The organism is Spirochaetota bacterium (assembly GCA_017999915.1).
GTDB lineage: Bacteria > Spirochaetota > UBA4802 > UBA4802 > UBA5550 > RBG-16-49-21.
Map to the genome: position 1 here is coordinate 41,445 of JAGNKX010000002.1, position 20,651 is coordinate 62,095.

Annotated in this window: 17 protein-coding genes; 8 read left to right on the forward strand and 9 right to left on the reverse strand. The window is 55.8% G+C overall.

What is annotated here, in order from left to right; translation table 11 throughout:
- Window positions 1–249 precede the first annotated feature (249 nt).
- Window positions 250–1,635 (reverse strand): serine/threonine-protein phosphatase, encoded by a 1,386-nt coding sequence (locus KA369_04245; GenBank protein MBP7735163.1) that lies wholly within the window; start codon window positions 1,633–1,635, stop codon window positions 250–252.
- Window positions 1,636–1,992: 357 nt separating this feature from the next.
- Here KA369_04245 and KA369_04250 point away from each other — a divergent pair, with 357 nt between their 5' ends.
- The 3 genes from KA369_04250 to KA369_04260 all read left to right on the forward strand — a co-directional run bounded on the left by KA369_04250 (window position 1,993) and on the right by KA369_04260 (window position 6,268).
- Window positions 1,993–4,068 carry a SpoIIE family protein phosphatase gene (locus tag KA369_04250; protein MBP7735164.1) on the forward strand — a complete coding sequence of 692 codons (2,076 nt, stop codon included), beginning with the start codon at window positions 1,993–1,995 and terminating at the stop codon, window positions 4,066–4,068.
- 178 nt (window positions 4,069–4,246) lie between these two features.
- Window positions 4,247–5,167: a PrsW family intramembrane metalloprotease gene (locus tag KA369_04255; GenBank protein MBP7735165.1), complete on the forward strand. Its 921-nt coding sequence runs from the start codon at window positions 4,247–4,249 to the stop codon at window positions 5,165–5,167.
- Window positions 5,168–5,179: 12 nt separating this feature from the next.
- Window positions 5,180–6,268 (forward strand): Crp/Fnr family transcriptional regulator, encoded by a 1,089-nt coding sequence (locus tag KA369_04260; GenBank protein MBP7735166.1) that lies wholly within the window; start codon window positions 5,180–5,182, stop codon window positions 6,266–6,268.
- A 103-nt stretch (window positions 6,269–6,371) separates the two neighbouring features.
- On the opposite strand, the gene KA369_04265 is transcribed toward KA369_04260, so the two are convergent.
- The 4 genes from KA369_04265 to KA369_04280 all read right to left on the reverse strand — a co-directional run bounded on the left by KA369_04265 (window position 6,372) and on the right by KA369_04280 (window position 10,838).
- Window positions 6,372–8,402, reverse strand: coding sequence for a hypothetical protein (locus KA369_04265; protein MBP7735167.1), 2,031 nt, complete (start codon window positions 8,400–8,402; stop codon window positions 6,372–6,374).
- Window positions 8,403–8,574: 172 nt separating this feature from the next.
- On the reverse strand, window positions 8,575–9,231 hold the full coding sequence (locus KA369_04270) for an HAD-IB family phosphatase (GenBank protein ID MBP7735168.1): 657 nt from the start codon (window positions 9,229–9,231) through the stop codon (window positions 8,575–8,577).
- Between the two features lie 81 nt (window positions 9,232–9,312).
- A complete protein-coding gene (locus KA369_04275; protein ID MBP7735169.1) occupies window positions 9,313–10,269 on the reverse strand; it encodes an MBL fold metallo-hydrolase in 957 nt (318 codons plus the stop codon).
- Window positions 10,270–10,418: 149 nt separating this feature from the next.
- The gene (locus KA369_04280) at window positions 10,419–10,838 is read right to left on the reverse strand and encodes a hypothetical protein (protein ID MBP7735170.1); all 420 of its coding nucleotides are present in this window, start codon (window positions 10,836–10,838) and stop codon (window positions 10,419–10,421) included.
- A gap of 440 nt (window positions 10,839–11,278) precedes the next feature.
- Here KA369_04280 and KA369_04285 point away from each other — a divergent pair, with 440 nt between their 5' ends.
- Window positions 11,279–12,646, forward strand: coding sequence for a HEAT repeat domain-containing protein (locus tag KA369_04285; GenBank protein MBP7735171.1), 1,368 nt, complete (start codon window positions 11,279–11,281; stop codon window positions 12,644–12,646).
- 82 nt (window positions 12,647–12,728) lie between these two features.
- Here the strand turns inward: KA369_04285 and KA369_04290 are convergent, their stop codons facing one another.
- The 3 genes from KA369_04290 to KA369_04300 form a co-directional block, all read right to left on the reverse strand.
- On the reverse strand, window positions 12,729–12,965 hold the full coding sequence (locus KA369_04290; GenBank protein MBP7735172.1) for a hypothetical protein: 237 nt from the start codon (window positions 12,963–12,965) through the stop codon (window positions 12,729–12,731).
- A gap of 230 nt (window positions 12,966–13,195) precedes the next feature.
- Window positions 13,196–14,185 (reverse strand): adenosine kinase, encoded by a 990-nt coding sequence (locus KA369_04295; GenBank protein MBP7735173.1) that lies wholly within the window; start codon window positions 14,183–14,185, stop codon window positions 13,196–13,198.
- Window positions 14,186–14,207: 22 nt separating this feature from the next.
- Entirely contained in the window at window positions 14,208–14,573 is a 366-nt protein-coding gene (locus KA369_04300; protein MBP7735174.1) for a hypothetical protein, read from the reverse strand.
- A gap of 312 nt (window positions 14,574–14,885) precedes the next feature.
- Between KA369_04300 and KA369_04305 the strand changes: the two genes are divergently transcribed.
- Window positions 14,886–15,653 carry an HAD hydrolase-like protein gene (locus KA369_04305; protein MBP7735175.1) on the forward strand — a complete coding sequence of 256 codons (768 nt, stop codon included), beginning with the start codon at window positions 14,886–14,888 and terminating at the stop codon, window positions 15,651–15,653.
- A gap of 1 nt (window position 15,654) precedes the next feature.
- On the opposite strand, the gene murJ is transcribed toward KA369_04305, so the two are convergent.
- Window positions 15,655–17,211 carry a murein biosynthesis integral membrane protein MurJ gene (murJ, locus tag KA369_04310; protein MBP7735176.1) on the reverse strand — a complete coding sequence of 519 codons (1,557 nt, stop codon included), beginning with the start codon at window positions 17,209–17,211 and terminating at the stop codon, window positions 15,655–15,657.
- Between the two features lie 251 nt (window positions 17,212–17,462).
- Between murJ and KA369_04315 the strand changes: the two genes are divergently transcribed.
- From KA369_04315 to KA369_04325, 3 genes are read left to right on the forward strand one after another with little or no spacing between them, the layout of a single operon-like run.
- Complete coding sequence (locus tag KA369_04315) at window positions 17,463–19,022, forward strand: tetratricopeptide repeat protein (protein ID MBP7735177.1); 1,560 nt, start codon at window positions 17,463–17,465, stop codon at window positions 19,020–19,022.
- Window positions 18,988–19,905, forward strand: a complete 918-nt coding sequence (locus KA369_04320) for a hypothetical protein (GenBank protein ID MBP7735178.1) — start codon at window positions 18,988–18,990, stop codon at window positions 19,903–19,905. Before KA369_04315 ends, KA369_04320 begins: the two co-directional genes overlap by 35 nt.
- Window positions 19,883–20,650 (forward strand): ABC transporter ATP-binding protein, encoded by a 768-nt coding sequence (locus KA369_04325; GenBank protein MBP7735179.1) that lies wholly within the window; start codon window positions 19,883–19,885, stop codon window positions 20,648–20,650. The genes KA369_04320 and KA369_04325 overlap by 23 nt, the downstream gene beginning before the upstream one ends.
- Window position 20,651: the final 1 nt, after the last annotated feature.

The window sequence follows — 20,651 nt, forward strand, 5'->3', positions numbered from 1 at the left end:
CCATCCATCAGTCACGAATATACTTACAATATACTATGCGACGCACATCATGGCAGTAATAAAAATAAATTTTCGGAAAGGCCCATTGCCGGACCGGTTGGCCGGACCATGCGGGAGATACCAATCAGCAGTGAGTTTGCGGAAACAAGGAAAACGAAGTGTCTCACATAAATACGGGGTGCTTCCCGACATCATTCTCAAGGATTAGAATAGCTGCTGACAGAATGGAGATCGAAAACCAACCGCCAGCTACCGCGTTATTTCTATGCCGACCATGCAGATGTCGTCTTCGAAGTGATCATCGCCCCTGAATGAAACGAGACTCGCATAAATGGCGTCGAGAAACCCGGTTTGTGCATCGCCAAGATGCTGCGGCATCTTATCCAGGAGAACGTGCTCAAATAACTCCCCCTTCTCGTTCTCCGCTTCAATAAGGCCGTCCGTGTATAACAGGATCCGGTCCCCCGGTTTCAGGGACACCGATTTCGTCTCGAAATTATTCTTCTGCATCGGCCCGATGAATCCTCCCCGCGATTCAAGGGCCGATGCGCTGCCGTCCCGCACCAGAATCGGGAAGGGATGGCCGGCGCGGGCATACAGGAACTCCATGGCGGGCATGTCGAGGACGCCGTAACAAGCTGTGACAAAACCGACGGATGCGAGATTGGCAAGCCTGCTGTTGAGATGGGCGAGGAAATTCCCCGGGTCCCATGCTATTTCGCGCGTCGACCTCACCACGGTTTTCAGCATCGTGGTCACCAGGGCCGCGGGAATACCGTGCCCGGTTACGTCGCTGATAAAAAATCCCGTTTTACCTTCACCGAGGGGGATGAAGTCATAGTAATCTCCCCCCAGCTCCTCCATCGGCTTATACATCATGGTGACAAGGGCCCTGTCAATATGCGGGGGAATATCGGGCATGATGCTCCGCTGTATGGTGCGCGCCAGGGCAAGCTGCTTGCCGTAGGTATCAAGGAGCGTTTTGATCCTGTGACGATCGTCATCAATAGTCTTCCGCTGTTTGAAAACCTCCCGGATGTAGTACTCCAGGGTGAACGAGGCGAATATCCCTATGCAGGTGGCGCTTAAAAAGAAAAAATTGTTATTGATAAAGATCAGGAACCTGCGGCCGGCGAACCCTCCTTCAGTCAGGCCCTGGACGAACACCGCGACGATTTCGTACGACGCCACGACTATCAGCGATGATATGATGGCGTAGTAAAATCTCAACCGGAGGATAGTATAGATCCCGAAAATGACGAGCATCAGGCCAGCGTAGTACCTCTGATAACCGATCTCGCATGCTTTCGTAAATGCGATCATGGCTGAAATACCGAAGCCGGTAACGACACCTGTCAAGAGAAGCGCCGACTGGGTATAGGGCTGGAACTTTTTTACGTAGGAAAGAGCGATCATGGCGGCCACGAATGGAATAACGATACCGAACCGTATAAGCCACGCGACGGGCCTGGTCACCGGTATGATCCAGATATCAAGGATGGCGAACATTGCGTAAAGAACTATCGTCAGGATAAGGGCCAGGCGTATAAAGGAAAGCGAGTTTATGTTGTAATCCTTGATGAATTCTTGTTCAAGGGCGAGATCGAATTTCAGGCTAACGGGTTTTATTTTCATAAATGCCCAATCACCTTGCGAATAATTGCTGGCCGGAGGCTTATGGAACTGTCCCGGCAGACATCGTATGATTCTGAAACAACAATGCCCGACCGTATACTATCGTACCCCGCATCCCACTGCCCGGGATGCACGCTTGTTGATACTATGCTTGATTGATATTATCAAGTTTTTTTTTGGAAAACCGGCCAAAGCCCCGGCACCCATATTTAATTGGACTTTGATAAAAATTATTTGACATACCATCAAACAAACAGCCACATAGAGCCCGGGGAGGCGGTTTTCTGCATATTAATGTATGATGGCATATCCCTTATGCGGATGATATTCATACAGAGTGTTGCCCATGATATGAAAATGAAAATTAAGCTACCTCCGGTAATCATCGCTTTTTTATTGCTCCAGACACTGTCCCTGTCAGCTTCAATTATTAATCTCGACCAGGAAACGATATTCGTTCGAAAAGGCTTTGACCCGCAATGGACCGACAGGCTCCCTGGTCCGGGCGAGAAGGAGTGGCTCGCCATTGCTGCGGTCAAAGGCGGCGCCAGGAACACGGTCCTCAAGGAGCTTCCCCTTGAGGGCATGCCGAAACGGCCCTTCTTTTCCCTGAAAGAGTATCCCCCCGAGAACTTCACCTTTCTGACATCCTTCGACATGGATGACGCAGGCGCGCCGGTGAACGAATTCCTCGGGATCTATTTCGCCAACATCGGGGAGAACTGGTCCGTCTATCTCAACGGCCACCTTCTGCGGGACGAAATCCATGTCAACGGCAAGGGCCGGATAACCGCCTATCGCCACTCGCGGGAGGTGATCATTCCCATCGATCCGCGCCTCATTCGGAAGGGGAAAAACATTCTCGCGGCCAGGATAATCGGAGACCCCACCAACATCGATTCAGGATTTCACCGGAGCACGCCCTTTGTCGTCGATTCCCTGGAGCGTCTTGAAAAATTGAGCTCCGAGCAGACAACCATGATCCTGTCGTTCCTCTACCTGTTTTTCGGGGTCTATCACCTCTTCATCTTCATACGGCGGCGGGACGAGCTGTTCAACCTTTACTACGCGCTCTTTTCCATTCTTCTTTTCGTATACATCCTGTCCCGGACCCACGGGATCTACGACCTCGTCAGCGACACCACCGTCCTGCACCGCATCGAATACTGCTCCCTCTACGCCCTGGTCCCCCTCGGCGGGGCCTTCATGGACCTGCTTCTCACCGGCGCCTACAGCCGCATGACGAAGATCTACGGCGCCTTCTACGCCGTTCTTATCGTGATAACCGTTTTGCCGGTCTCCAATCCCTTCGCCATCGACATCCTGAGGGTGTGGCAGATCACGGTGATCATCCCCCTCCTGTATTACCTCTTTGTCAGGATGGGATCAAAGGTCCTCGAAGGATATAGAAAACAATACGACAGCATCAGGACCGTCTTCCCCCCGTTCCGCGCCGCCAGGTCGTTCCTGAGGACGCTGAAATCGACCACCGCCGGCAACCTCATGGTCGGAACGATCATCCTGGTGGCGTGCTCGATCTTCGACATCGCCGATTCCATGTTCTGGGCCTACGACTACGTCCTCACACAGTACGGATTTTTCGCCTTTACCATCGGGATCACCCTTATCCTTGCCAACCGCTTCCTGAAAACCCACAAGGAGCTGGAAAAGGGCAACGAGATAGCGGCCATTGAAATGGACCTAGCCGGCAACATGCAGAAAATGCTTCTCCCGCAGGTCCCTACGGGCCTGGACAGGTGGGACATCGCCATGTCTTTCAAGCCGAAGTACGGCGCCTCCGGCGACTTCTACGATTTTTACTGTTCAGGGGGCCGCCTGCAGGGAATCGCCATCTTCGACGTGTCAGGCCACGGCGTTTCCTCCGCCCTCATAACCATGATGGTCAAGCCCATTACGTTCAGGATCTTTAACTCGATGCCGGGGCAGAAGCTTGACGCCATCATGAACCTCATCAACGAGCATGTATCCCAGGACCTGAACCGCCTCGACAATTTCGTCACCTCCATCCTGCTGCGCATCAGGGACGACAAGGTGGAATACGTCAACGCCGGCCACCCGGACCTCGTCCGCAAGAACGTCAAAACCGGCGAAGTGCGGATCGTGGACGCCGGGGGAAACAAGTTCCGCGGCGAGCCCCTGGGCCTGGCCCTCAACCATCACCTGCCGTCGGTCATCCAGTTCTCCGTGGAGAAGGATGACGTCCTCCTCCTTTTCACCGACTGCATACTGGACGCGCGAAATCACCGTAAAGAAAGATATGATATCGACCGCCTCATGCAGTCCCTTGCCGGGGCGCCGAACGGCACCGCAGCGGAGATCCTCGACCACCTGCTGGCGACCTTCGATTCCTTCGTGAAGGACGCCGACCTGAGGGACGACTTCACGGTCATCCTGGCGAAGAGGACCGGTTGACCCCCCGGCCGGTTCAGCGCCGCCCGGCGGTGCCCGCCTCCCCCCTCTACCGGGAGCCGCCGAAATGACAGTATTGCAACATGTCTAATGATCAACCCTGGTATGACCGATATATATAATGGCATGGTGGCGGTTTTCCCCTTTCAGGGTCTCAATCCGCCGGCCGACAGATGTTATTATGGACTTCAAATCGATCCCATATTATTTTATCGCGTTATCCGCGGTTCCGGTATTCTACCTGATATACTTCCGCCATTTCTTCCGGTATTACCGCCTGAAGGGCGAGGTCCCGGTGTACGGCAAGCACCTGGAGTCGTTTCTGTGCGGCGTCATCCTTGCCCTTACCATCATCCTGTTTGCCCCGTACATCGACCGGTTCATCAATAACAACTCGGTCTTCGTCGACGCCTTTGTGAAAGCCGCGCTCATCGAAAAAACGGGCACCATTGCCCTGTACATGCTGGTCATTCGCTATTACCCTCGATTTTCCATTCTCGAAGGCATCGTTTCCGGCATCGCCATCGGCGCGGGGTTTTCCCTGGTCGAGAACCTCGTATACGCCCTGAACTTCGGCCCGGCCGTGATAATCGTCCGGCTCGTGTTCTCCGCTCCCCTCCACCTGACCACCTGCGGGATAGTGGGATATTACTGCTCGTCCATGCGCCTCAGCTCAAGCCATTACATCAAGGCCATGAAGCTGGTCCTGGCCTTCGTGGTCCCCATAGCGCTGCACGGCGTATTCGACGCCATGCTCATCCTGGACGGGACCCTCCTCTACTTCGCGGCGCCGCTGGTCGTCGCCCTCATAATGATGCTGGAGATCCTCATTTCCCGATCCAAGCTCATCCCATCGCGCATATCCCTCGAGGAAGAGCATCTCCGGCTCGAAGACTGGGTCCTTAAATACCGCCAGCCGCGCTTCGAGCGGTGGATCCTCAACTCCACCGGTACGCAGTCGAACGTGAAGGTTCCCCTCCTGCGGGCGCATACCAGCCGCATGCCCTGGATCATCTCCATTTTTTTCCTGGCGGCTTCCGCAACGGCCCTGCCGTTCAGCGATGAAGTATGCGCCCTGCTGGGCCTTCCCCTGAACCACTAGACCGGCATCTTGGTGACAACGGCATACCCGGCCTCCATCGGGCTGTCTCTCATACTGGTCGGCATCCTGAACCCGGACTTTTTCCGGTACAGCATCGTACGCCTCCCCATCATCTTCGACGCCGTGCTTCACCAGAAAAATTTCGAGGACATCCTGCCGACCTTCGATATCACCGGCATCAATTCCTTCCTCCGCACCTTCGAGCCGATGGAAGGGGACGAGGTGGAGCTGCATTTCGAGATGAGAGAATTCAGGTCCCCCGCGGTCAGGGCCCGTCCCGTGTGGAGCAACCACGGGAAGGGGACCGGCGACGAACCGGTCGGCACGATTATCGCCTTCAACAGGCCGGGCCCGTCCTTCTATTTTTTCCTCGTCCGCTATTACATTTACCGTTTCTGGAAAGGCGTCGTGTTCAACCTCAAGCTTCCGGGATTCGAGGCCATCCGCAGGCTCTTCATGAACCCGTCGACGGTGATGCAGAACGAGATCGTGTATCACCCCGGTTCGGCCATATTCAGACAGGGCGATTCGATAAAGAGCTTTTTCTACATAAAAAAAGGGAAGGTCAACATCGTCAAGGAGCTGGAATCGGGGGAGCGCATCGTGCTGGAAACCATGGAGGCCGGCCGCATTCTGAACGAAATGGCGATACTGGGAGAAACTCGAAGGAACGTCACCGCCGAATGCGAGACCCGCTGCGTCCTGGCCGAAGCCCAATCCGACAATCTCGAGGCCCTGATCACCCATGATCCGGATTTCGCCCTCGCCCTGATACGGACTCTCCTGAGGCGCGTCGACAGGACGCAGGAACAGCTGACCAGCACCATAGAATATCTTCAGAAATTGCTCGCGCTCAGAGGAAAGCATATAACCTACAGCGCCTTGATACTTTCCCTCCTCCTGGGAAGCAAGCCGGAAGAGGGAGTCGTCACCCTTCGGCTTCCATCGGGCGGTGACACCATGCTCTCCGCCATACCGCAGGCGGAGCTTCTCCGCTACATCCGCGATTCACTCTCGCTTGACGAAGCGCAGCATTCGGAAGACGCTTTAGCCGGGCTCATTGAAAAGACCCTTAACGGACTGAAACTGGACATCCGATAGAATGGGATGCCGATGTTCTGATTCCATTACTGAATACAAAGAGATCGAATAGAAATAAAAAAGGCACCCTGCGGGTGCCTTTCATTTTTTTCCGCTCCAGGGATCATTGCCTGGCTTTCATAGCAAGCCTTTTGTTCCTGATAAACATCCCCAGCAGGGAAACGGCGATCACGGCAAGGATCACAATCAGGACAAATCCTCCCTTTGAAACCGCCGACAGGAGAAACGCCGCCAGGGGCTGCCCGCCCGGCGCGAATATGGCGGTATAGGCGGAGGAGATCTCCTCCGCGGCAAGGGCCCTGTTGTAAATCCGGACCCTGTCAATGATGCCGGAGAACCCCAGATTGTTCCACGTGCCGCTGTACCGGACGGGAAGTTGTGCTCCTATGACCAGGTCGCCGTCGGTATTCCTCACCGCCCCGACAGTATTGGCCACGGATGCCACTTCGGAGCCATTGACATACATCGTCATCCGGCTGGAATTCCAGGTGACGGCCAGGTGATACCATTTCCCGGTCTCAAGGGCGTCGGGGCTGTCGACGTACAGGTAGGATCCGGCGGCGTTGAAAATCGAAAAGCGCAGGATCCCTTCCGGTGTCCAGAACTGGAGGCTGTAGGCCTCATCGTTGAAATCTTTCCTGGTTCCCTTGTGCACGATCCCGCCGAAAGGAGTGTAGTTATTCATGTACACAACGGCTTCAATCGTGCCGGCCTCCCCGAGGGTAAGGGTGTCGCTGTCAGGAACGCTCACATAATCGGTGGTCCCGTTGAAGAGAAGGGCAGATCCCGACAGCCCTGCGGCCGCTGAAGTGCCGTTGACAGTGTAACTGCCGTCACTGCCATATTGGAAATTCCACAGGCCCGCCATGTCCGCCTTGGGTACCACGGATACGGCATAGGTCTTCGCCGTACCGTTTTCGGCAATGACGGTATAGGTAACGGGATTTGAGAAATCATTGGCCGTGGTCCCGCTGACCTGGTCGGTATCATTGACCCTGATCGCGCTTCCGGTATAGACAAAGGACGAGACGAGGCCGGTCAGTTTCTTAGTCGCGGGGAAATCAACGTTGATGGCTCCCGTGTCCTGGTCTATCGCGCAGGTCTCGCCGTCAAGGATGAACGACGTGATCGACTTCGCGTCATTCTTGGCGACTGAGACAGTAACCTCGTAATCGGCCGTGGTCTTGTCCTCGGCCGTGACCCTGTAGGTAAGCGGCGAGGTGAAGGTGTTCACTGTCTCTCCGGAAATCTGCGCGGTCTCCCCTATCGCCACCGTCTCTCCCTCGCCGGAGGTCTCGAAGGTCGCCTTGAGGTTTTCCCTGGAGGAGCCGTAGGGAAGCTCCACGGAAATCTTCAAGTTGTCTTTCGCGCCGTTGACGTCGGCGGAAAGGACATCGTTGTTTGCTTTTAAGAATGAAAAAGACCTGATCTCCTTCCTGGAGGATGGGAGGGCGCGGGCCGTAACAATATACTGCTTCTGCGAGCCGTCCTCAGCCGTGACCGTGTACGGCACCGGATTCGAGAAATCATGGACGGTGGCGCCGCTTTTCTGCTCTGCGCCCCCGGCCATGACCGATATGCCGCTTGTCGAGAAGGTTGGCGCCAGGGATGTCAATACCGTCCGCGGAGGAAGGTCGACCGCGATGGTGGCCGCGGCCTCATCGATAACGCCGACAGTCCCGTTGATGGAGAATGAAAGGATCGACTTTTCTTCGCTCCTGGCCTTGACCACGGTAACGGTATAGCTCAGGACATCCTTGTTATCGTAAGCCAGATTGACGACAAGGGGATTGGTGAAGTCATTGGCGGTCACTTCGCTTTTCTGGACAACGCCGTTGATTTTCACCTCGATCTTTTCGCTGCTGGAGGTGAACCCGGCAATGAGATTTGCCACATCTGCATCAGAGGGAACATTGACCGTTATGGTATTTTCACCGATTGTCCCGACCGCGTCCCCCGACAGGGATGGATTTTTTGAAGCCGGGAAATTATAGTTCACCATGGAAAAGGTCTCGCCGAAGCGGGGATAGAGCAAAAATATTAGGGCCAGGTCGTTGCTCTTCTTGCTTTTACCGCACGATGCGATAGAGGCTGAGGTTATAATAATTATAAGAAAAACGATGATCTTTTTCATATATGGCCTCCATATGGGTCTTATTGTCTATTAGTCCCAATCATAATTATAACATAATCAAGAGCGGAAAAAAAGTCAACTAAAAAAGCCCGCCCGTATGGGTTTTAGTATTATTTTATATATTAAAATATCTTTTCAACATAAATGCAAATATGTTTATTTAATTTTATCATTAAGCTTTTTCCCCCCACCTCTTCATCAGGTCAAGGCGTATATCGTTAAAATCGTTCCACTGGACAAAGGGCCTGCCCTTGGCCTGGAGGAACTTCATGAGGCCGTCGCGGGCGTACACGATGGACGCGCTGAGGGCCATGTTGTTGTCAGTGGAGCCGTCGCCGATGGCGACCGCCTCGCCGCAGGAATACCCGGCCATGACCGTCGCCTTGGCCATGAGCTCGGTGTCGCCCTCGACCGTCCGGAGGACCCGGATAAAGGGGCCGACGGTATCGATATCGACGGCGTGGACCGCGTGGACCCGCGGCAGCAGGGGACCCAGCCTCGTCTCGACCATCACCCGGAACCCGCCGGATATGACGATAAAGGGAACCCCCATCGATTCGAGATAATCCAGCAGCTCCGTGAAGCCGGGACGAATATCGACGGTAAGGGTGTATTCCAGGATGTCGTCGTATCTGTCCGAAGGGATCGACTCTATCAGCTTCCGCACTCCCTCCCTCAGGGTCATGCGGCCGGCGACCATTTCAGGGGCGATGCTCCGGAAGAGGTCCGGCGTGAAGATATTGAACATGCCGATAAAGGATTCCTTCGACGTGATGGTGCCGTCGAAATCGCAGAATACGGCCCTGTTGAATGATTCCGGTGACTTCATGTTCTTTGTGACGTGTCCTTTTGCTGACAGATTAGCTCCAGGGACGGCGCGCCCGAGAGCCGCCGCCTGGGAGCCCGCGGGTCAGAGCTCGAATTCCATGCCTTCGTATGCTATATCAATGTACAGATCCGCCGCCTGCTTCGGATTCATGGTCTGGTAGGTGCGCGCGTTGACGAGTACGTTCTCCAGCTTGTCGTCGTCGTAATTCGGCTCATGGTGGAACAGGACAAGGCGCTTGACGTTGAACATGCCGGCGATGTCAATGGCGATCGCGGCCGAGGAATGTCCGAACTCCAGCTTGTTGATGGCCTCGTCAAAGGTGTACTGGGTGTCGAATATCACCAGGTCCGCGTCGGAAAAAAAGCTCCGGTATTGCTCGATATGATCGATCTCGTTGATGTTGAATTCGCAGTCGCTGGTGTAGACCAGGATGGTGCCGTTGTCCTCGACCCGGTATCCGTAGGAGCCGCCCGGGTGGGGCATGACCTTGTTGATCACCAGGGTATCGTTGATGTAGAGCTCCTCCTCCGGCTCTATGGTGAAAAACTCCTTGGTCGCCTGGAGATAATCGAAGGTGACCGGGAAATGGGTGAACACCTGCTGGTAATCAAGGCGCTTTTTCAGGTCAGGCAGGGCGGAATAGAAATTGAACCTGTTCCCCCTGATGTAAAAGGGCACGAAAAAAGGGATCCCCTGGATATGGTCCCAGTGGGTGTGTGACAGGAATACGTTGGCTATTCCCCTCCCCTTACCGAAGTCCCCCTTCATAAGGTCCATGCCCAGAGGTTTGAGACCGCTCCCGCAATCCAGGATGATGAGGTCCCCGCCGGAGGTCATGACCTCAATGGTCGTCGTATTGCCGCCGTAGGTATTGCGGACGGAAAAGGGAAGCGACCTGATGAACGCCTCTATCGCCTCTTCCGACGATATATCGCCGGGCTTTGCGAGGGTCAGGGCCTTCCTGATCTTGTCCTCGATGATTTCCCCCTTCAGCGGGGTCGGAAGCGATCCCCTCACTCCCCACAGCTTTATTCGCATAACATTACTCTTTCAATCACGAGAATAGTTTCAACGGCGCGGTATACCATAACTGTAACATCATTGTATATTTAGTCAATCCTAATATCGGCGGCACCCGATTATGCGGAATCCGGGGAACGGGCGATCCCAGGAGCCGTCCGGGGAGATCAGCCGATGCTGTCGAAAAAGAGGCCCTCGCCTTTCTGTATCCGCTTTATGAACTCCGCGAATTCCTGGTGGGTTATGTTCTTTTTCTTGACCTCGACGACGCTTCCGCCGTCGTCAAGGCGCACCAGGTTTATGAAGGTCTCGTCGAACTCACGGTATATGTAAAACCGGTAGGGCGATTTTTTCTTTTCCAGGTCGCCGTTAGCCTGGTTCGCCGCGTCCTTCAGGCTTTCAAAGTGCTTTCCCGCCTCGTCAGGGGTCTCTTCCTTTTTGCCGTGGCCGCCCTCCCTCTTTTTCGCGTCAGGCTCCACCAGGGGATCGCGGGACCCGATAAAGTCGGACTTGTTGATCTTTTCAAGGTTCGAGGCCATGGCTTTATCGGCGTTAGTTGTCCTTTCAAAATAGGGGTACAGATCCATATGACACCATCCTTACCCGATTTCCCACCTCTATTATCGGCATAAAAGTTGTTTAAAATAAGTGGCAATAATGATGATAATAATTACACAAATAAAATGAGAATAATATTACAGGCGAAATATGCCTGTTTAGTGCGTTGTGGAGTCAGATAACAAATGAAAAATCAACTTTGAATCGAGCAAAACAGGACGTTTTGCGTGAAGCGAGGATGGTTCACGATGAACCTTCCGCAGCAAAATAACCAGCAGTAATTGCTCAATGACAAACAGAGCAATAAACAGGCGTATTTCGCCAAACTCGATAATGGTATATCATCTTAACAGATTATCAATCAATATCATCATGAAATGTTTTTGACATCAGTCCATTAATGACGTATTATGTGTGATACCGGCAAAATACCATTGAACAAAACGTATGATACCGCAAGGTGGTAATCATGATAAAACGTACTATTTTCATTATATCCTTCATCATCCTTGCCTCATCCCCCGGAGCCATGGCCGGCGAGCAGGAGGACCGGCTCTACAATTCGCTGATGAAGGAAACAGCCAGCGACGAGAAAAGGAAGCTCGCGGAGCAACTGGGGCGTCTCGGCACGGCCGACGCGAAGGCGAAGCTGATCAGGCTCCTCAACGACTCGTCGTCGTGGAACAGGAGGATCGCGGTCAAAGGCCTGTTCCTCCTGCCCGGCGGCGCCGGACCGGAGCTCTTCGAGCGCATGCAATCAGACAACATGATCGATGACGATATCGCCGAGGGTTTCTCCGCCCACATCGGCGCCTATCAGGGATTCCTGGCGGAAAAATACCGCTCCCTGTCAAACCAGAAAGAGAGGGAACTGATCATCTCCATCATCGCCTCCGGGAAAAAGCCCCAGGGTGAAGCCTTCCTGAAAGGCATTATCGAGGATGAGGGTTCAGGGGACCGTGAATGCGCCTTCAGGAACCTGGCAGTCCATTTTCCCTCAGGCAATTACCGGTATATCAAAAGCCGCCGGGATATCCCCGCCTTCAGGGTCCATGCCCTGACCTATTGCGCCGAGCGGGGAACGCCCGAAGACCTGGCGATATTCAGGGACGTGATCGATAAGAAGGAAGAGGCAAAATGCCGCCTCGTGGCATACAAGGCGGTAAACCGCTGGGGCGACGACGCACTGAAGCACAGGGTCTTCCTGGACTCCCTCGGGGAGCAGGACGAGAACCTGGCCCAGGGCGGCATCTACGTGTTCACCGGCGTGGGGTCCGACGCCATCAGGAAGGCGCTGTGCCGCCTCGCGAAAAAAGGGAAGTACCAGGTGACCCGCATGGCCGCGGCGCGGAGATTGAAGGAGTATACGGCGCCGGACATCATCCCCGCCCTGGTCGTCATCCTCAGGGAAAACTACGTCCCGCGCGAGCGCGGCGGAGCCGACATCTTCGCCACCATCATCACCTTCGGCATCACCTCCGTCTTCGATGACATCTCCCAGAAACGCCAGCGCTCGTCCTTCGAAAGCGGCAAAAAGGAGATCGCCGGCCACTTGAGGAAAATCACAGGCGCGGACAACGGCGATTCCTACAGCCGGTGGTACGAATGGGCCATCCTGAACGGCCACACGATCCTGGGTGACAATATCATCAGGCATCTCTTCTCCGGTTACCGCTCCCGGAGGGAAAAAGCCGTCGAGCCAGCCATCAGGCTCCTCGGGTACCCGTCAGGAAGGGATTTCTTCAGTAAAAACGGCACCTTCTCCAGCGACATCGAGCTGTCGCTGGCCCTGGCAAGGATGCTCATCGCGAAGGGATTTTTAAAAGACGAGGATTGAAACAAACAGCGCCGGTCTTCCCGGCGCTGTTTGCTATAATAGCCTGTTTGTTAATACAAAAGGCAGATGATCATTTGACCGATTACTTGGCGCCGAATTCCTTCGCGCATTTGTCAATGCATTTAGATGCAGTGGCATCGCAGGCGGCTTTTTTGGCGGCGGGGATATTCCCTTTCTTATCTTTCGCCTTTTCATAGCATTCATTCTTGGCTTTTGTGCAGCCATTGTCACAGGCTTCTCTCTTCACATTGACTGACCTGCAGGACATCATGCTGATCATAAACACTCCCGCGAGTGCCACCATTATAACTTTTTTCATTTAGTCCTCCTTTTAATTTTCATTGTAGTGATTGATACAAGATACCGGCCGTTTTTGCAACAAAATTTTTTTATTATTTACCTTATTCAAATTTATATGGATTCGGCCTTTGCCTCTGATCGCGGCGCGCGTAAAAGATTATGCGACAAAATACCCCGTCACGATACATCGGGACTGCGGGGTATTTTATCACTGGAATTTGCTGAAGTCTCCGGTCCAAGAGCGCATCGTCACGCAATGGCCTCAACGGAAATTTTTCCGGGGAACCGGGCTCCCACCTGGGAAACGACCTTTGACGAAACAAAGCTGCCGATCCTGCCGCACCGCTCCGGGGTGTAGCCCCGCGCGAGGCCGTAGAGCACACCGGCCGCGTACATGTCGCCGGCGCCATTGGTATTGACCACATCCGTCTTTTTGGCCGGTATGAGGTACACCACGCCGCCGGTCTTGATGAGGCTTCCCTCCGAACCGATTTTTACCACCGCAAAATCGCAGTGACGAGAGAGCTCTTCCAGGGCATCGATGCGCTCTTTGCCGGTGAAGGACCTGGCCTCATCCTCGTTGACGAAGATGATATCGGCATAGTCCCGGATCACCTGGTCGAATACAGGCCGTATCCTGCCGATGAGGCCTGGATCGGACAGGTCGATCGAGACCAGGACATCGTTCTTCTTCGCCATCTCAAGAGCCGCCATGGACGCTTCCCGCAGTCCCGGCGGCTCAAAGAGATAGCCCTCGATGTGGATGATCTTGCTGTTCCTGACATGACTTTCACGGACATCGTCTTTACTCAATAAAAGGGCCGCCCCGAGGTGGGTCGCGAAGGTCCTCTCCGAATCGGGAGTGATGAAGGTTATGGCGTGGCCGGTCATGCTTTCATGCCTGCCGAGCTCCGCTTTCACCCCTATCAGCTCCGTGTCTTCAATATACCTGTCGCCATGGGAATCCTTTCCCACGCTGCCGAGGAAGATCCCCTTCCCGCCCAGCACGGAAATGCCCGCAAGGGTGTTGGCGGAGCTCCCGCCGGGGGTAATATCCATGGGCTTCCCCGCGAGGCCCGCGAGGATCTCCCTGCTCCGGTCAGCGTCTATGAGGAGCATTTCGCCCTTTTTCAGGCCCAGCCTCGCGAGATCCCCGTCGTCCACCATCACGGTGAAATCGAGCAGGGCCGAGCCCAGGCCCATTACGTCATATTCTGCCTTTGTGTTCTTTATATTCATTCTCACGTTCCCGATATGTATATTACTGCCTGAGCATCCTTTTCAATCCTTTCTTACGCACCACGTAATGAAGCACGGCATGGTCGCTCTTCATCTCGATCTTTTCCGTTGTGCCGTCCCTGTCTGGAGCCACGGAGTCGTCAAAGGTTTGCTGGATAAAGTAATACGCGCTCAGCAGGGCCGCCCTCTTGGAGGATTCGCCCATCTGCGTGCCGCTGAGGCCTTCCATCGGATACCCGCGGCACACGATCTTCCACGTATTGTCGTCGATGAAACCCTTGCTGATGAGGGACTGGCGGGGAGCGCCGCTCTTCACGCCGCCCTGATCGCAGCCGGCCATCATGAACGCTGCAACAATAAGCATTATCAATAACGGTTTGATATTCATTGATGTTCTCCTTGCAATAAATCTTACATAGATACTGCCGATATAGCGTAAACGATATATTAATGCAGAATACCCAAGCGTCAGAAAAAAGAGCCGAGCGGCCGAGGACTGTCTGAGTCTTCCGTGTCTTTGTCCGAGTTCCGCAGGCCGTGAGGCTTTTTTCTGACGCTTCACGATTACGGAATAATTGCTATTAGGTTAGGATCCAGGTGAAATCAGAAATCAAATATAATTTATAAAACAGCAAGCCCGATCAATATGAATCAAAATATCAAACCGCCCCACCCGAGTCAAGTAAATGGGAAAAAAGTATTGATTAATTTGAGCCCCGAACCATTCAGTATCCCCGCGCGCCCATTAAGCGGCCGCGCCACACCATCCGCGGGAGGACGCGTCATCAAGGCGGTCTTATTCGACATCGACGGGACCCTGCTGAAATGCTTCGGGGCCGGCAAGAAATCCCTCATCGAGGCCTGCATGGAGGTCTTCGGCACCATCGGGACGATGCACGCCGTTGATTTCCAGGGAAAGACGGACCCCCTGATCCTCCTGGAATCCCTGGCCATCATGGGGTTCAAGGAAGAGGACATTCACCGCAACATCGAGGAGCTCAAGAGCCGGTATTTCCATCACCTGAGGACGAACATGTATGACGACTCGTCGGTGCTGCTGCCGGGCGTGGAGGACCTCCTGGAGCGTCTCCGGGACCATGACGGCGTCCTGCTGGGTCTCCTGACCGGCAACTTCAGGGAGAGCGCCCGCATCAAGCTCGATCGCTTCGACCTTAACAGGTTCTTCACCTTCGGCGTTTTCGGCGATGACGCATCCTATCGCAACGACATGCCCCCCATCGCCCGTGATATGATCCGTGACAGCTTCAATATCGACATCCCCTTCAGGGATATCGCCATCATCGGGGACACGGTGCACGATATCGCCTGCGCCAAATCCTCCGGCGCCGTATCCATCTCGGTAGGCACCGGATGGGCCGATCCCGGGGCGCTCCTCGACCTCGAACCGGACTACTTTTTCGACGACCTGAGCGATGTCGATGAAGTCATGAAGGCGATCCTCGGCTGAATCATTTTCCTCTTATTTTCACCATTATTCTCTCAAAGAGGAGCCGCGCCTCCGGCGCACGGAGCAAAAGAGAGACGGCAAAATATGAAGCGCCGCCCAGGGACACGATCAGGACAAGAAAGCAGAGTCTTTTTCCGAAAGGATCATTGACCCAGTCCACCGCCCCGGCGATGAACCAAACCAGCGCGGCCATGACCGCGGCGGCGGCGCAGTGCTTCAGGGCGGAAATGACAATCACGCCGGCGCGCACCGGCAGGTCCTTCCTCCTCATCATCGCCGTGAGCAGGGCCATCTGCACCGTGGCCGCGACGGAAACCGACAGCGTAAGGCCGGCATGTTCCAGGGGCGTCCGCATGAGGAAAAATCCGCACAGGCCGTTCACGGCGAAGGACGCAAGGGCGGCATAGAGGGGCGGTCGCGGATCATGGAGGGCGTAAAAGACGGGAATGGTGATTCTGCACACGGCGATGCCGACGATCCCCGCGCTGGCATAGAGAAGTGCCCGGTAGGTCATGGCCGCCTCGTGGGCCGTGAACCGGCTGTGCATCAGCAGGACCGATATGACGGGGAACCCGACCGCCACCAGCGCCGCCGTGGCCGGTATCGCCAGGAAAAGGGCCGACCTGACCGCCATGGAATAGAGCTCGGCCAGTTTCGCATGATCCTTCCGTGCCGAAAGCTCCGACATCTCCGGAAAGACAACGCTCCCGATGGAAACAACGGTTATGCCCAGAACAAGCTCGTGGAGGCGATCTGAAAAATAAATATAGGTGATGCAGCCCGGCGCGAGGAACGACGCCATCAGTGTCGCGACGAGTATGTTGATCTGCTGGCTTCCCATGCCGGGGATTCCCTGGAGGCCGAGACGAAAGATCCTTTTCAGGCCCGGATGACCCATTCTCAATGAAAGCTTCATCCTGAATCCGGCCCTGGCGAGGTAAGGGACCTGGAGAGCAACCTGGAGCAGGCCCCCCGCCAGGACGCCGATACACACGCCGAAGAGGGGCTCCGTGAAAAAGCCGCTGAAGAGCAGGATCCCGGAGATAATGCCCACGTTGAGAAGCACCTGCGCGAAGGCGGGCGCGAAGAAATACTTGTGGGAGTTGAGGACCCCCATGGAAAAGGCGAGAAATCCCGCCATGAGGAGGAAGGGCGCCATGATGCGGAACATGACCACGGTCTTTCCCACCTGCGCCTGGTCGTTGAAGCCCATGGCCAGGAGGCTCACCGCTTCGGGGGCAAAGACAATGGCCAGGGCCGTCAGGACCGCGAGAGAGACCATGACCGCAGAAAGGGTCTTCCGGGCCAGGTCCAACGCCTCGCCGTCTCCCCTGACCGCGAGATACTCCGTGTACACCGGAATGAAGGAAACCGTGAAGACCCCTTCGCCTACCAGCCTGCGGACCAGATTGGGAATGCGGAAGGCCACGTAGAAGGCGTCTGTGGCGCCGGTGGCGCTGAACAGGGCGGCCATGAGCATGTCGCGGACAAGGCCGAGGATCCTGCTCGCCATGGTCGAGGCGGCCACAACTCCGGTTGATCTGAAAAGTGCGCTCATCGGACTAACCTAAAAGAGGATGCTCTGTTTATACAAGCATTTTACACTTTGGCCGATCTTGCTGTTATGATCTTCAGCCGGGATCTTCAACAATATGCTGCAACCTCACCCCGCCTGTCTTCCTCTCTACAATCATCCTCACCCCCCGGTGAGGTACAAATATCTTGACAATTACCTTGTTTGTCTGCAACAATGCGATCATATTTGTTCCTTAGAACTATACCACTCCAGTGAGCAATCCCACGAAGCCAATGAAAAAAATCATATCTTTAATCACCCTGGTCACGGCGCTGGCACTGTTACAGCAGCCGCTGGCCGCCGGTTACTACGAGCAGGGCCGGAAATTATACATCCGCAAGCAATACGAAAAGTCCAAGGAGATGTTCCAGAAAGCGGCCGAGGCGGGCGAATCGGGCAACGCCTATTATTTTCTCGGTGAGATAGAGAAAACGCAGGGTAACTACCTTGAAGCGGAAAAATATTACAAGATAGCGATAACCAAGCCGGGCATTTCGCGACAGTACCTTATCAATTCCTACTGGAACGCCCTTCTCATGGCGGAACAGCGGAACGATTACGAGAGCGTGGTATCCACATGCCGCTCCATGTGGATCAGGACCGGCGACGCGGCCGCCCGGCAGAAAATAGAGTCCCTCATCAACAAGTTCCTCTGGACCGACAACACCGAGGCGGTCGATAAATACAACGAAGGAGCGGCCCTCAAGAAGGGAGGCAAGACCGAAGAGGCCCTGGGCCGGTTCAAGGAAGCCCTCGGCATCGACGGCGCCTTCCTGGCCCCCAAGTTCGAGCTTGGCATGGCCGCCTATAAGAGCGGCGACCTCGACGGCGCCGCGGGATACCTGGGGGACATCGCCGCGAAGATCCCCTTTTACGCCGAAGTCCAGAACGTCCTGGCCGATATACAGTTCGGCAGGCGCAACTACCGGAACGCCATCGAACACTACGACAAGGTACTGGAGTACGGCTTCCTGGACGGCGCCTCCGATAACCGCCTGCGTATCCGGCGCGGCACCTGCTATTACAAGATCGGCGACTATCCCAACGCCGAGAAAGACCTCGAGCGGGCCATACGCGGCAACCCCAAATCGACCGACGCCATGATCCTCCTCTCGGTGATCAGGATCAAGATGGAAAAATACGGCGACGCCATGAAGCTTCTGCAGAAGGCGAACGCGGCCAGCCCTGACAACCCGGAGGTACAGTACCAGATCGGCAGCATCTACTACAGGGAAAACGATTCCCGCTACATCGCCGCCTATGACAGGCTCTTCTCCCTGGCGGGGGGAAAGAAAAAATATCCCTCGCGGTACAAGAAAGTCTTCATACTGCTGGCAAAGCACTACCAGGAGAGCGGCAGCTACGGCCGCACCCTGGCGATACTCAAGACCCTTGACGACAGATCCCAGACCTTTGAAACGCACCTCCTCGCCGCGAAGGCATATTACGGCCTGAAGGAATACGACAACGCCATCGACCGGTTCGAGAAGCTCTCCCTGAATGGCGACGACAAGCTGATGCTCTGCAGGGCCTATGTTCATACCGACAGGAGGCAGAAGGCGAAGTCCCTGCTGGCGGAGCTCTCCGTGTCCGGCGACTACCTGTCCCGGGCGAAGCGGGACCCGGTGCTGTCGGGGCTCGCGCGGGAGCTGGAAAGCGAGAGCGCGCCGAAACGTCAGGAGCCGGAAAAAAAAGAGCCTGAAATAAAAAAGGAGCCGGCGCCGAAGGAAAAACAGCCGGTCCGGAAAAGCGCTTCCGATGACGAGGACGAAGACGAAGATGACGATAGATAGGTCCGACGCGGTCGCTATCGCCATACTGGCCGCCGCGGCGGCTTCCGCTGGCGCGGCCAATTTCCTGCTCCACGCGCCGCCTTCACGGATCGGGTTGCCCTTCATCGGCATCATCGCCTACGCGGCGCTGGTGCGGATCGGCGAGGTGGACCGGCACCTTCTCTGCGACACCGTCCAGAGCGGCGAATCGGCCGTCGGCACCATGGCGCTGTATGCGGCGGCCCTCTTCATCACGGCGGACCCATCCCTTCTCCTGGTCATAACGATTCCCGCCCTCGTCCTGTACCAGGCCTTCATGAAGGCGGCCCTGGCGCCGGTTAAAAAGGAAATAGCCCTGAGCGGGACCGCGGTCCAGGCAGTCCTTGCAGTCATCGTCCTTTTCGTTATCATCGGCGGCCCGGGCCTCCGCATCCCATCGGCGGGATCCGTCTTTACAGGCTATTTCTCCGCCGTTCCCGTGCCGGCGGCCCTGGCCGCGGTCTGCCTAGCCCTGTCGGTGATCATACCCGCCCTGTTACTGGCGCTGAACCCGGAGATGCGGCTCCTCTCCCACGGCATACCCTTTACCGGCGGCCGGCCCCTGAGGCGCGCGGCCGCGGCAGGGGGGCTCCTCGCCGCCCGGGGCGTCCTTGCCGCCATCTCGCTCCTTTTTGCCGGATGGACCTGCGCCATCGGCGTGGGCGTGCGCCGTCTCCATCGCGGCGCCCTGCCGGACCCGGTCATGGTCCTTTCGCTGGTCGCTCTCGTCCAGGCCGCTCTCCTCATGGAAATTCTGGCCGGCCCGCTGCCGGCGGCGGCGGTTTCCTGGGCAATATCATACGCGGTATTTTTCCTGTACAACAGCAGGAGGGTCCATCTCTATGATCGATATCAGCAATCTTAATCTATCGATTAACGGCTCGGCGATCCTGAAGGACATCAGCCTCACGATGAACGACGGCGAGATCGTGGGATTGATCGGGAGGTCCGGCGCGGGCAAAACGGTCTTCCTGAAGAGCGTGGCCGGCCGGATCGGCTCCTACACCGGGACGGTGGCCATAACCGGCGAAGACCGCGCCGGCGCAAAGGGCACGGTGGCCATGGTTTCCTATTACGGCGCCGCGGTGCCGCAGAACCCGGAGGAGAGCCTGTACAACTTCCTGCTCCTGGCCCGGGTCCCCTTCAAGAAGCCCTTCAGGCCCTTTTCCGAATATGACCGCCAGATCACAGACGAGTACCTGTCGGTCCTGGGACTGGCCCCCTACAGGGACGCGCGCATCAGCGCCCTCCCGGACGGCATATTCAGGATGGCGATGCTCGCCCACACCTTCACCAGGGAATCCCACGCGGTCATCTTCGACAACCCGACCAACGACCTGGACATCGTCTCGATCAGGCTGCTCCGTAACGCCCTGGCCCGGTACGTCATGGACGGCAACCGCGTGGCGGTCATCAGCTCCAACGACCTCAATTTCATCGCCCAGACGGCGGACCGCATCGTCGTCATGGACGGCGGCCGCGTTGCCGAGATCGGCGGCGCGGAGATCATGAGCCAGGACGTCATCAGGCGCCATTTCGGCATCGACGTGCTCATATCGCGGAACGTCTACAACGGGAAGCCCGAGATACACCTCTTTCCCGACGCGTAGG

What these genes read in the sequence shown, in the direction of transcription:
- KA369_04285 (MBP7735171.1), top strand. Translation starts at nt 11,279, where the DNA reads ATGATAAAACGTACTATTTTCATTATATCCTTCATCATCCTTGCCTCA.
- KA369_04290 (MBP7735172.1), bottom strand. Translation starts at nt 12,965, where the DNA reads ATGAAAAAAGTTATAATGGTGGCACTCGCGGGAGTGTTTATGATCAGC.
- KA369_04270 (MBP7735168.1), bottom strand. Translation starts at nt 9,231, where the DNA reads ATGAAGTCACCGGAATCATTCAACAGGGCCGTATTCTGCGATTTCGAC.
- KA369_04245 (MBP7735163.1), bottom strand. Translation starts at nt 1,635, where the DNA reads ATGAAAATAAAACCCGTTAGCCTGAAATTCGATCTCGCCCTTGAACAA.
- KA369_04320 (MBP7735178.1), top strand. Translation starts at nt 18,988, where the DNA reads ATGACGAGGACGAAGACGAAGATGACGATAGATAGGTCCGACGCGGTC.
- KA369_04250 (MBP7735164.1), top strand. Translation starts at nt 1,993, where the DNA reads ATGAAAATTAAGCTACCTCCGGTAATCATCGCTTTTTTATTGCTCCAG.
- KA369_04275 (MBP7735169.1), bottom strand. Translation starts at nt 10,269, where the DNA reads ATGCGAATAAAGCTGTGGGGAGTGAGGGGATCGCTTCCGACCCCGCTG.
- KA369_04325 (MBP7735179.1), top strand. Translation starts at nt 19,883, where the DNA reads ATGATCGATATCAGCAATCTTAATCTATCGATTAACGGCTCGGCGATC.
- KA369_04280 (MBP7735170.1), bottom strand. Translation starts at nt 10,838, where the DNA reads ATGGATCTGTACCCCTATTTTGAAAGGACAACTAACGCCGATAAAGCC.
- murJ (MBP7735176.1), bottom strand. Translation starts at nt 17,211, where the DNA reads ATGAGCGCACTTTTCAGATCAACCGGAGTTGTGGCCGCCTCGACCATG.
- KA369_04255 (MBP7735165.1), top strand. Translation starts at nt 4,247, where the DNA reads ATGGACTTCAAATCGATCCCATATTATTTTATCGCGTTATCCGCGGTT.
- KA369_04265 (MBP7735167.1), bottom strand. Translation starts at nt 8,402, where the DNA reads ATGAAAAAGATCATCGTTTTTCTTATAATTATTATAACCTCAGCCTCT.
- KA369_04315 (MBP7735177.1), top strand. Translation starts at nt 17,463, where the DNA reads ATGAAAAAAATCATATCTTTAATCACCCTGGTCACGGCGCTGGCACTG.
- KA369_04300 (MBP7735174.1), bottom strand. Translation starts at nt 14,573, where the DNA reads ATGAATATCAAACCGTTATTGATAATGCTTATTGTTGCAGCGTTCATG.
- KA369_04295 (MBP7735173.1), bottom strand. Translation starts at nt 14,185, where the DNA reads ATGAATATAAAGAACACAAAGGCAGAATATGACGTAATGGGCCTGGGC.